Genomic DNA, 11,647 nt, shown 5'->3' on the forward strand with positions numbered 1-11,647 from the left:
GCTTCGCTCGCAATGACGGGCTGTTGGAGCTTTACCGCTCGAACGCGGCCTTCAGGGCGTTGAGCTGCGGCACCAGCGGATTGCCGATCGAAGGGTAATCGACGGGCGGGGTGTGGATGGTGGTGTCGAGGCGGCGCACGCGGGTCTGCAGGCTCATCGAGCGATGGATCAGCTCCTGGAGCTGCGACGGCAGCTTCTCGATCGTGTCGGCGGGGCCGGGATCGGCGGCGGAGAGCTTGACCTTGGTCTTCTCGCGGTTGGCCTGGCCCAGCGTCATCTCGCCTTCCTTCACCGCGCGATGCAGCAACAGCCACGAGGCGAGCTGCATCAGGCGCGTGGTGAGACGCATGCTCTCAGTCGCGTAGGTGAGGCTGACGGCGCGATCGAGCGCCTTGGCCTCGTTGCGGCCGGCGCCGTCGAGATAGGCGGCGGTCTCTTCGACGAGATCCATGCCTTCGCGGAACAGGGCGCCGAACGCCGCAGAATTGGTGAACCGCTCGCTGAGTTGAACGAGAGCGCCGTCGGCTTGCAAACGTTCCATGGTTAACGCCCCTTACGCAACTGTTTACCCGTCCGGCTTTGGCGCCGGCTTATGATGAACAAATCATTGCGCGTAGGGATCGCGGAGTCCAGCGACAAGCGCGGATATGGTTTCCGCGGGTCATTCCCCGGAATTCAACCGGAACGAGACGCAAAAAAGAGCCGCCGGAAAACCGGCGGCTTTGAAAGTTGATAACAGGGAGGCGTCAAACAGAGTGGACAGGAGCCACTCGGTGTCCAAACGAGGACAGTTCCAGTCATAAAGCGAAAAGCTTAATGTGGAGTAAACGAGCGAATTTTTTGAGGGTTCGTTAGCCATGTCGGCCAGTGGCCGAGGGGGTTCGCGGAACAAACTGCCCGTCATGGACGGGCTTGTCCCGCCTGCGCGGCCGAAGCCGCTTCGGCGAGGCGAAGGCTCGGGCATCCACGTTCTTTCTGTCGGCGAAAGATCAAGTACGTGGATGGCCGGGACAAGCCCGGCCATGACGCCGTAGAAACGCTTGCGCTCCTCCTTCGAATTCTTACGACTTGAAGACGCTGTTCGCCGCATCGCGCGAGGCGCGCTTTTTGGTGGCGGCTTCTTCCAGTCTTGCGATTTCGGTCTTCAGCAGGGTGACGCGCTCGGTCAGTTCCTCGACCGACAACAGTGAGAGATCCTGCCCGATCTCGTGGGTGACCTTCTTGCGCGGGCGGTCGTCGTCTTCCGTCGGCATCGTCGTTCCTCCTGCGTTCGCGCCACCTGCGGCTGGGGCGGTTGCCAGCCCGGACTGCGCTGGCTAATCAAAGGGCTCGTCCCCTCTCGCACCTTTGCTCAAGGACACATCATGGACAAGCTGCCCGCGCAAATGACCGTGGTCGCCATCTCCAAGCCCGGCGGACCGGAGGTCCTGGTGCCGGAACAACGCACCGTTCCGCAGCCCGGTCCCGACGAGATCCTGGTCAAGGTGCAGGCCGCCGGCGTGAACCGGCCCGACATCGCGCAGCGGTCCGGCGCCTATCCGCCGCCGCCCGGCGCCAGCGACTTGCCCGGCCTTGAGATTGCCGGCGAAGTGGTCGCCGTCGGCAGCAATGCCAAGCGGCACAAGATCGGCGACAAGGTGATGTCGCTGGTCGCCGGCGGCGGCTATGCGCAATACTGCATCGCGCAGGACGCCCAGGCGATGAGCGTGCCGCCGGCGCTGTCGATCAAGGAAGCCGGCGCGCTGCCGGAAACCCTGATGACGGTCTGGCACAATGTGTTCGAGCGCGGCGGGCTCAAGGCCGGCGAGACGCTGCTGATCCATGGCGGCTCCTCCGGCATCGGCACCATGGCAATCCAGCTTGCGAAAGCGTTCGGCGCAAAGGTGTTCGTCACCGTGGGATCACAGGACAAGATCGATGCCTGCCTCAAGCTGGGTGCCGACCGCGCCATCAACTACAAGAACGAGGACTTCGTCGCCGTGGTCAAGGAAGCGACCGACAAGGCCGGCGTAAACCTGATCCTCGACATGGTCGCCGGCGACTACGTCGACCGCAACTACGATGCCGCCGCCGTCGATGGCCGCATCGTGCAGATCGCAACCCTCAACGGGCCCAAGGTCAGCGTCAACATCGCCAAGGTGATGGTGAAGCGGTTGACCCATACCGGCTCGACCTTGCGTCCCCGTAGTAATGCGGACAAGGCGGCGATGGTGGCTGCGATTGAAGCGAAAGTGATGCCGCTGCTGCGCGAAGGCCGGGTCAAACCGCTGATGGACAGCTCTTTCCCGCTGGAAAAGGCATCCGACGCACATCGGCGCATGGAGACCTCGGCACATATTGGCAAAATTGTGTTGGAACTCTAGGCCGCTGGCCCACCGGGCAGGGCGGAAACCCTTTGATTTTCCTCGCTTTCGTGGCATCTATCGCGACGCGCCGAACCATCTCGTTCCGTTCGGAAAACGCCTTGCACTGAGCCTTGCACTGAAGAGTTTGCGTCGAACGCGGAGAACTCACCTTGCGTTTAATCAGGTGCCTCGCGCCCATCGCGCTGGGCCTCATGATTCTTGTCGCCGCGTCCCCTGCACGCGCGCTTGACGCTGTCAGCGTCCGCGGCGACGCGCCCGCCATCGACCTCACCGGCGTGCTCGAGCACCAGCGCAGCGACGCCGACCGCATCCAGGTCTCGACCGCGCCCGGCACCGACGGCATCGTCCGCCGTATCGAGGTGCGCGCCCGCGAGGGCGGCCAGAACTGGGTGGTGTTCGCGCTCGCCAACAACACCGACGACCAGCTCGACCGCCTGATCGTCGCCCCGCATTACCGCATCGTGTCCTCGGGGCTGTTATGGCCTGACCTCGGGCTGTCACGCATCGCGACCATCACGCCCTCGACCGGCGACCGGCCGGAGCGGCAGGAAAGCCCGACCGCCGACGTCTTCCGCATCACGCTCGATCCCGGCGCCGTCATCACCTTTGTCGCGGAACTGCGCACCGACAAGCTGCCGCAGCTCTATCTGTGGGAGCCGGAAGCCTACAAGGACAAGGTCAACTCGTTCACGCTGTACCAGGGCATCGTGATCGGCATCTCCGGGCTCCTGGCGCTCGTGCTCACGATTCTGTTCGTGGTGAAGGGCAGCATCATGTTCCCGGCCGCCGCGGCGCTGGCCTGGGCGGTGCTCGTCTATATCGGCGTCGACTTCGGCTTTTGGGGCAAGGTGCTCGATATGTCGAACAACGCCGAGCGCATCTGGCGTGCGGCGGGCGAAGCGATCCTGGCGGCGACGCTGCTGGTGTTCCTGTTCGCCTATCTCAACCTCAGTCGATGGCATGTGCGCTATTCCCACATCACGGTGGGCTGGCTCGCCTTTCTGGGCTCACTGGTGGCGCTCGCTCTGTTCGACCCGGCCGTCGCCTCCGGTATCGCACGCATCTCGCTGGTGCTGATCGCCTTCGCCGGCTTCGCGCTGATCGTCTATCTCTCCACCCACGGCTTCGACCGCGCGGTGCTGCTGATTCCGACCTGGTTCCTCCTCGTGGTCTGGGTGGTCGCGGCCGGCATGACGGTCGCCGGTTCCGTCACCAACGACATCGTCGGCCCGGCGCTGCTCGGCGGCCTCGTGCTGATCGTGATGCTGATCGGCTTCACGGTGATGCAGCACGCCTTCGCCGGCGGCGGCGCCACCACCGGCGTGGTCTCCGACATCGAGCGACGGGCGCTGGCGCTGGCCGGCTCCGGCGATCTGATCTGGGACTGGGACGTTTCCGCCGACAAGGTGTTCACCAGCCCCGAGACCGAAGCCCTGCTCGGCCTCAAGCGTGGCACGCTGGAAGGCCCGGCGGCCTCCTGGCTCGAGGTGCTGCATCCGCTCGACCAGGATCGTTTCCGCGCCGCGCTGGACAGCGTGCTCGACCAGCGCCGCGGCCGCCTGGTGCAGGATTTCCGCCTGCGCACGCCCGACGGCCACTTCATGTGGTTCGCGCTGAAGGCGCGCCCGGTGGTCGGCTCGGACGGCGAAGTCTCACGCGTGGTCGGCACGCTCACCGACGTCACCGAGCTGCGCAACGCCGAGGAACGCCTGCTCCACGATTCCGTGCATGACAATTTGACCGGCCTGCCCAACCGCAAGCTGTTCATGGACCGGCTCGGCGCAGTCGCGCATTTCGCCAAGACCATGCCGACGCTGCGGCCGACCCTGATGGTGATCGACCTCGACCGCTTCAAGCAGGTCAACGATTCCGTCGGCATCGCGGTCGGCGATTCCATCCTGCTGACGCTGGCCCGGCGCCTCACCCGCATCCTGAAGCCGCAGGACACGCTGGCGCGGCTCGCCGGCGACCAGTTCGGGCTGATCCTGCTGTCGGAGCAGGATCCCGCCCGCATCACCGCTTTTGCCGAAACCATCCGCAAGACCATCCGCGCGCCGATCGCGTTCAACGAGCGCGAGATCTTCCTGACCGCCTCGATCGGGCTTGCCCTTTCCGATCCGCAAGTTCAGCTGACGGACGAGATCATCAAGGACGCCGAGCTTGCGATGTACCATTCCAAGCGCATCGGCGGCGACCGCATCGACGTCTACAAGCCCGCCATGCGCGCGCGAAAGACCGATCGCCTGACGCTGGAGAGCGAGCTGCGCCGCGCCATCGAGCGGCAGGAGCTGACGATCCTGTACCAGCCGATCGTCCGGCTGGAGGACCGTTCGGTCGCCGGCTTCGAGGCGCTGGTGCGCTGGGATCACCCGAAACTCGGGCGCATGGCGCCGTCGGAATTCATCACCATCGCGGAAGAGACCGGGCTGATCGTCGATCTCGGCATGTTCGTGCTCGACCAGACCGCAAAGCAGCTCTCGATCTGGCAGCGCGCGATGCGCTCGCGCGAGCCGATCTTCGCCAGCGTCAACGTCTCCTCGCGGCAGCTTTTGCGCCATGACCTCATCCACGACATCCGCACCGTGCTGTCGCGCTCCTCGGTGGCGCGCGGCACGCTGAAGCTGGAGCTGACGGAATCGCTGGTGATGGAGAATCCGGAGCACGCGGCGCAAATGCTGACGCGGATCCGCGAGCTCGGAACTGGATTATCGCTCGACGATTTCGGCACCGGCCATTCGTCGCTGGCCTATCTTCAGCGCTTCCCGTTCGACACCATCAAGATCGACCAGTCGTTCGTCCGCACCACCAATCGCGGCACGCGGCCGGTGATCCTGAAGTCGATCATCGCGCTCTCGCATGATCTCGGCATGGACGTGGTGGCGGAAGGCGCCGAGACCGATTCCGACGCGGTCGAGCTGTATCAATTGGGCTGCGAATACGCGCAGGGCTTCGCCTTCGGCGAGCCGATGGACGCCGACGCGGCGATGCGGCTGTTGACCGAAGTGCGGCTCGAAGCGGCGAGCTAGTCGCTCTTGGCCGTTGGCCTGCGCCGGTCACTCTTCTGCTTCGTGAACCGCACGGTCTGGCCGTCCGGCATCCGGGTGGCCTTGAAGCCCGCGGCGATACAGGCTTCGCGCTGCGGCATCTTGATATCCGGGCTGCGCGAGGTGTCCCACCAGGAGGCACGATTCGCCGCACGCGGCAGGGCCGCGCCGATGATCTCCTCGATCTCCTCAAAGCTCAGCACGAGCTCCGTCTGCTTCTGCCGCAGCAGGTAATCGCGTAGCGCGTCGTAATCGTTCACCGCCGTCCTCTATCCCCTTGTCCGCGGGCTGACCTGCTCAAAAGCGATACCGGCGGAAACCAATCCTTAACTGATTGCAGCAGCGCCGTCGCGGCTTAAACACTACGCAAGATTTCAGGCGCATCCACTAGGCTCGGGAGCAAAGGATGCTGTCTGCATGGCGCGACGCCACGGCCCGCCGGCCCTGGCGCATTTCGGCGAAGCTGCTGATCATCTCGTCCGTCGTGACGGTGATCGGCTTTTCCGCCATTTGCGTCAACGTCATGCTCGACATGCGCCGCGGCGAGGAGGCGCTGGCCCGCCAGACGCTGAAAAACCTGGCCACGTCGATCGACGCCGACATCAGCCGCAACATCGATATCTACGACCTGTCCCTCAAGGCGGTCGCCAGCAACATGCTGCTGCCCGAGATCAACACGGTCTCCAAGCCGATCCGCCAGCTCATCCTGTTCGACCACGCCACCACCGCAAAGCATTTCGGCGCCATCCAGGTGTTCGATGCGGACGGCAATCTGACCATCGATGCCTCGACGCTCGACCCGGTGCCCGACAATCGCGGCACTGAGGACTATTTCTCGGTCCATCGCGACAATCCCAACGTCGGCCTGTTCATCAGCCGCCCGATGCTGTTTCGTAGCGCCTATTCGATCGTGCTGAGCCGGCGTCTCAGCGATACCGACGGCGGCTTCATGGGTGTCGTCGCGGGCTCGATCCGCTTCACCTATTTCCACGAATTGTTCGAGCGGCTGAGCCTCGACCCCGAGGACACCATCACCGTGCTCAAGCGCGACCGCACCATCATGATGCGGCGGCCGTTCGATCTCGACATCATCGGCAGGAACCTGAACGACAGCCAGCGCTGGAAGGCCGACAATCTCCGCGTCGGCGGCTCGTTTGCCGGACAGGGCCCGGTCGATCCGACCGCGCGGCTCTATGTGCGCAGCAGCGACACCGGCCCGCTGTTCGTGGTGGCGGGCAAGCCGCTGAGCGCGGTGTTCGCGCTGTGGCAGAAGGAAGCGCTTCGGATCGGCGGCGTGGTTCTGGTGCTCGCTTTGTTCGTGCTGGGCTCGGCGATCGTGCTCGCCCGCGAGATCGGCCGGCGGGCGGATGCCGAAAGCAAGCTCGAGGAGATGGCGACGACCGACGCGCTCACGGGCCTGCGCAACCGCCGCAAGTTCGACCATGTCATCGACATCGAATGGCGCCGCGCCATGCGCCAGAAGACGCAGGTGGCGCTGCTGATGATCGATGCCGATCACTTCAAGGGCTACAACGACACCTTCGGCCACCAGGCCGGCGACCAGGTGCTGGTCGGCATCGCCATCTGCATCTCCGATTCGGTGCGCCGCCCCGGCGACTGCGCCGCGCGCTATGGCGGCGAGGAATTCGCCGTGCTGCTGCCGAACACCTCGGCCACCGACGCCTTCAAGGTCGCCGAGACCATCCGGGCCAAGGTGCTGGGCTGGTCCGACGGCGGGGCGGGATCGACCGTCTCCTGCGGCATCGCCAGCCTCGCGCCGACAAGCGGCATGGACTCGGCCATCCTGGTCGCCGCCGCCGACAAGGCGCTCTATGCGGCAAAGGCCGGCGGGCGGAATCAGTCGGTGGTGGCGAGCCTGCCGAAGCTGTCGCTGGTGGCTTGAGGGCCTACTGCCCCAGATACTTCTTCATCTCCGCGATCAGCCCCTCGCGCAATTCCGGCCGCTTCAGCGCGTAGGCGATGTTGGCGCGGAGGAAGCCGGGCTTGGAGCCGCAATCATGGCGCTCGCCCTCGAACTCGACGCCGTAGAATTTTTGCGACTTGGCGAGGCCGATCATGGCGTCGGTGAGCTGGATCTCGCCGCCGGCACCGCGCTCCTGGGTCTCGAGGATCTTGAAGATCTCGGGCTGGAGAATGTAGCGGCCGGTGATCGAGAGGTTGGAGGGCGCGGTGCCCTTGGCCGGCTTCTCGACCATGCCGTCGACCTCGAACATCTTGCCGGTGCGTTTCCCGACGCCGCAGATGCCGTATTGATGGGTGAGATGGTCGGGCACCGCCTCGACCGCTATGACGTTGGATTTTTCGCCGAGCTTGCTTGCCGTCTCGATCATCTGCTTCAGGCAGCCGGGCGTGTTGAGCACGAGCTCGTCGGGCAGCACCACCGCGAACGGCTCGTTGCCGACGATGTCGCGCGCGCACCAGACCGCGTGACCGAGGCCGAGCGGCGCCTGCTGGCGGGTGAAGCTGACGGCGCCGGCTTCTGGCTGGTTCTGCGCCAGGATCTCCTGCTCGGCCTTCTTGCCGCGCGCAGCGAGCGTCGCATCGAGCTCGAACATCTTGTCGAAATGATCTTCGATGACATTTTTGTTGCGGCCGGTGACGAAGATGAAGTGCTCGATGCCGGCTTCCCTCGCCTCGTCATAGACGTACTGGATCAGCGGCTTGTCGACGATGGTGAGCATCTCCTTCGGCATCGCCTTGGTGGCGGGCAAAACGCGGGTGCCGAGGCCGGCGACGGGGAACACAGCTTTGCGGATTTTCATGTGATTGATCGAATACCTTGAGGCACACGTGAAAGAAGCAATGGTATCTTGCTAGCCGTTTTGCAGCCGGTAACAAAGGCGGATGTAGGGCTCCCGCTCAATGAATTCGAGAAAAAGGTGACCGGCAAAATTTCACCTTTGTTAAGATATTGGCAACCGTAACGAGGCCTCCTGATGGCTGATTTTTGGCCGGACGGGTGAGACATGAGGCAATTGGTGACAGCGGTAACTCTATCTTTGACCGGCGCGACAATGCTCGCGGCCGCGCTCCTGTTCCCCATGTCCGCGCAGGCGCAAGGGCAACAAGCGCAACAAGGGCAAAACAGCCTGTCGAACCTGTTCAGCGGTATTTTCTCCGGCCCGAATCCGGCGCCCTCGCAAGCCGCGCCCGGCCCCGGCGGTGCCCAAACGGGAGCTCAGCCTTGGAGCGGCGAGGACGGCGCCTCCGGCCATCCGCTGATGACGGCGGCCGCGATCCGCGAGGCGGCCGGCAATTTCGACAATTGCGTTGCCGGGATGTGGCCTGATGCCGCACGCCGCAACATCACGCAGGAGAATTTTCAGCGCTTCACCGCAGGGCTTTCGCCCGATCTGCGCATCATGGACCTGATGGACTCGCAGCCCGAATTCAGCAAATCGATCTGGGACTATCTCGACATCCTCGTGAACGACAACCGCCTCGCCAAGGGCAAGGAAGTCCTCGCCAGGTACAAGGCGCAGTTCGACGCGACCGAGAAGGCCTACGGCGTCGACCGCTATATCATCGCCGCGATCTGGGGCATCGAGTCCAATTATTCGACCCAGATGGGCGACCGCAGCGTGCTGCAATCGACGGCGACGCTCGCCTGCGTCGGCCGCCGCCAGGCCTACTTCAAGGACGAATTCCTCTCCGCGCTGGAGATCCTCAACCGCGGCGATTTGCGCCCGGAGCAGATGCGCGGCTCCTGGGCCGGCGCCTTCGGCCCGACCCAGTTCATGCCGACCGCGTTCAAGCGCTTTGCCGTGGACGGCGACGGTGACGGACGGCGCGACGTCGTCGACAACGCGAGCGACCTGATCGCCTCCACCGCCAACAATCTGAAGAAGGACGGCTGGCAGAGCGGCCAGACCTGGGGCTTTGAGGTCTTGGTGCCCGAGGGCTTCAACTACATGCTGGCCGATCGCGCCAAGGCGATGACGATCGCGCAATGGGAAAAGCTCGGGCTCAAGCGCGCGACCAACCAGCCCTTCCCGCATCCGGCGGAAAAGGCCTATCTGCTGGCGCCGGCCGGCGCGCAGGGGCCCGGCTTCCTGATGCTGCAGAATTTCCGGGTCATCATGAAGTACAATCCGGCCGAGGCCTATGCGATGGCGATCGGCCATTTCGCCGACCGGCTGCGCGGCGGCCAGCCCTTCGTGCAGCCGTGGCCGCGGCAGGAGCGGGAATTGTCCCGGACCGAGCGGCTGGAACTCCAGCAATTGCTGGTCCAACGCGGCTTCTACAAGGGCACCCCAGACGGCCAGTTCGGCGGCCAGACCCGGGACGCGCTTCGCAACTTCCAGGCCTCGATCGGGGCGCCCGCCGACGGGTTTGCCTCCTCCGACGTGCTGGACCGACTGCGCGGGCGGTAAAATCGCGCCGAAAGTAACCCTGAAGCGGGATTTTGGCCGATCTCCGTTATTGCCCCAAAGAATCTGCAAGAGAATTTGCCCGTTTGGCGCCCGATTCCGTTATTATATCGAGACACATCCAGACCCTGTTGCGCGCGCCCGAGATCGCATGTCGAAGCCAAAATCTTTCTTCAAGGCGCTGACCGAGACCGGCCCGTTGATCGCGCTGGGGACGGCGCTTGCGATCATGGTCGGGGTCGCGGCACCGGCTTCGGCGCAGTTCTTCAACTTCCCCGGCTTCGGTGGCCCGCCGCAGCGCCAGGCCCCGCCGCGCAGTGGGGGCGGTTGGTTCGGCGGCGATTTCTTCCAACCGTTCCAGCAGCAGCAACAGCAGGCCCCGCGCCAGGATTTTTCGCGGGCGCCTTCGCCCGCCAAGCGCGAGACGATCCCCGACAAGAACGTGCTGGTGATCGGCGACGCCATGGCCGACTGGCTCGCCTACGGCCTGGAAGACGCCTACACCGAGCAGCCCGACATGGGCGTGATCCGCAAGCACAAGACGACGTCCGGCCTGATCAAATACCAGCCGAAGGGTGAGCCCTCGGATTGGACGGCTGCTGCGAAGGGAATCCTCGAGACCGAAAAGCCCGAAATCATCGTCGTCATGCTCGGCCTCAACGACCGCATCTCGATCCGCGAGCCTGTCGCAGACAAATCCGACAAGGCGACCGACAAGGACAAGAAGAACGACAAGGGCGCAAAGGCCAAGCCGCCGGCCAAGCCCGGCGACGCCAAGCCCGACACCGCCGCCAAGCCTGACGACAAGCCTGTGGACACCGACCTGCCGCAGGACGATGCCGATAACGCCGATGCGCCGGCCGCCGCGCCCGAAAAGACCGCGCGCAATCCGAACGGCCTCTACGAATTCCGCGACGACCACTGGGTCGAGCTCTACAGCAAGAAGATCGAGGAGCTCGCCAACGTCCTCAAGGCCAAGGGCGTGCCGGTGCTCTGGGTCGGCCTGCCCGCGATCCGCGGACCGAAGGGCACCGCGGACATGCTGTTCCTGGATTCGCTCTATCGCGAGGGCGCGGCCAAGGCCGGCATCACCTATGTCGATGTCTGGGACGGCTTTGTCGACGAAGCCGGCCGCTTCCTGCAGAAGGGCCCGGATTTCGAAGGCCAAATCCGCCAGCTGCGCAGCGGTGACGGCGTCTACTTCACCAAGCCGGGTGCGCGAAAGCTCGCCCATTATGTCGAACGCGAGATCACGCGCCTGCTGGCGGGACGCTCCGGCCCGATCGCGCTGCCGAGCGAGCCGGGGACGCCGGACACCAGCGCCGAACCCGGCAAGCCCGCGCCGCGGCCGCTCGCAGGCCCGATCGTGCCACTGGTCGCGGCCTCGATCTCGACCGATCAATTGCTGGGTGGACCGGGGACGCGCCCCGCCGCCGTCGATGCACTCGCTGCGAAGACGTTGGTGAAGGGCGAGCCGCTGGCAGCGCCCGCAGGCCGCGCCGACGATTATGCTTGGCCGCGCCGCGAAGTTGGTCGCGAGCAGGCCAAGGGCGATACGCCGATGGCGGCGACGACGCCTGAGGGTGGTGCTTCGGCTCCCGGCACGCCGGGCGCTGCCGCTGCAATCGCACCGCCCAAGCTCGCACCGAAGAAGCCGGCGCCGCAGCAGCAGCCGGCTCAGGCGACGCCGTCAATTCGCGATTTCTTCGGCTTCGGCGCGCCGCAGCCACCGCCGCGGCAATTCGCGCCGGCCCCGCGCAATCCGAATCCCAATCCCGCGATCCCGCGTCCGCCCGGTAACGTCGGGCGTTCGGCGGAAGTGTTTCGCTAGAGCGTTAGCCGATCA

The 11,647-nt window shown here is 65.0% G+C and carries 9 protein-coding genes; 5 read left to right on the forward strand and 4 right to left on the reverse strand.

Annotated elements, in window-relative coordinates; translation table 11 throughout:
- Nucleotides 1-31: 31 nt before the first annotated feature.
- Both rcdA and FXB38_RS39895 read right to left on the reverse strand, forming a co-directional pair.
- Entirely contained in the window at nt 32-541 is a 510-nt protein-coding gene (gene rcdA, locus FXB38_RS39885) for a protease adaptor protein RcdA (RefSeq protein WP_148756365.1), read from the reverse strand.
- A 520-nt stretch (nt 542-1,061) separates the two neighbouring features.
- Nucleotides 1,062-1,253 carry a DUF1192 domain-containing protein gene (locus tag FXB38_RS39895; RefSeq protein ID WP_148756366.1) on the reverse strand — a complete coding sequence of 64 codons (192 nt, stop codon included), beginning with the start codon at nt 1,251-1,253 and terminating at the stop codon, nt 1,062-1,064.
- Between the two features lie 111 nt (nt 1,254-1,364).
- Here FXB38_RS39895 and FXB38_RS39900 point away from each other — a divergent pair, with 111 nt between their 5' ends.
- Complete coding sequence (locus FXB38_RS39900) at nt 1,365-2,363, forward strand: NAD(P)H-quinone oxidoreductase (protein WP_148756367.1); 999 nt, start codon at nt 1,365-1,367, stop codon at nt 2,361-2,363.
- A 152-nt stretch (nt 2,364-2,515) separates the two neighbouring features.
- Nucleotides 2,516-5,392: an EAL domain-containing protein gene (locus tag FXB38_RS39905; protein WP_187435482.1), complete on the forward strand. Its 2,877-nt coding sequence runs from the start codon at nt 2,516-2,518 to the stop codon at nt 5,390-5,392.
- Here FXB38_RS39905 and FXB38_RS39910 read toward each other — a convergent pair.
- A complete protein-coding gene (locus FXB38_RS39910; RefSeq protein ID WP_148756368.1) occupies nt 5,389-5,670 on the reverse strand; it encodes a DUF7662 domain-containing protein in 282 nt (93 codons plus the stop codon). The two genes, FXB38_RS39905 and FXB38_RS39910, sit on opposite strands and share 4 nt — an antisense overlap.
- Before the next feature lie 146 nt (nt 5,671-5,816).
- Between FXB38_RS39910 and FXB38_RS39915 the strand changes: the two genes are divergently transcribed.
- Nucleotides 5,817-7,313 carry a GGDEF domain-containing protein gene (locus FXB38_RS39915; protein WP_148756369.1) on the forward strand — a complete coding sequence of 499 codons (1,497 nt, stop codon included), beginning with the start codon at nt 5,817-5,819 and terminating at the stop codon, nt 7,311-7,313.
- Between the two features lie 4 nt (nt 7,314-7,317).
- Here the strand turns inward: FXB38_RS39915 and galU are convergent, their stop codons facing one another.
- Nucleotides 7,318-8,193 (reverse strand): UTP--glucose-1-phosphate uridylyltransferase GalU, encoded by an 876-nt coding sequence (galU, locus tag FXB38_RS39920; RefSeq protein ID WP_148756370.1) that lies wholly within the window; start codon nt 8,191-8,193, stop codon nt 7,318-7,320.
- A 252-nt stretch (nt 8,194-8,445) separates the two neighbouring features.
- Here galU and FXB38_RS39925 point away from each other — a divergent pair, with 252 nt between their 5' ends.
- Together FXB38_RS39925 and FXB38_RS39930 are read left to right on the forward strand one after the other, a co-directional pair.
- Nucleotides 8,446-9,804 (forward strand): lytic murein transglycosylase, encoded by a 1,359-nt coding sequence (locus tag FXB38_RS39925; protein ID WP_430640216.1) that lies wholly within the window; start codon nt 8,446-8,448, stop codon nt 9,802-9,804.
- 148 nt (nt 9,805-9,952) lie between these two features.
- Nucleotides 9,953-11,632 (forward strand): SGNH/GDSL hydrolase family protein, encoded by a 1,680-nt coding sequence (locus tag FXB38_RS39930; RefSeq protein ID WP_148756371.1) that lies wholly within the window; start codon nt 9,953-9,955, stop codon nt 11,630-11,632.
- The last annotated feature ends 15 nt before the right edge of the window (nt 11,633-11,647 follow it).

This window comes from Bradyrhizobium cytisi, assembly GCF_008123515.1.
GTDB lineage: Bacteria > Pseudomonadota > Alphaproteobacteria > Rhizobiales > Xanthobacteraceae > Bradyrhizobium > Bradyrhizobium cytisi.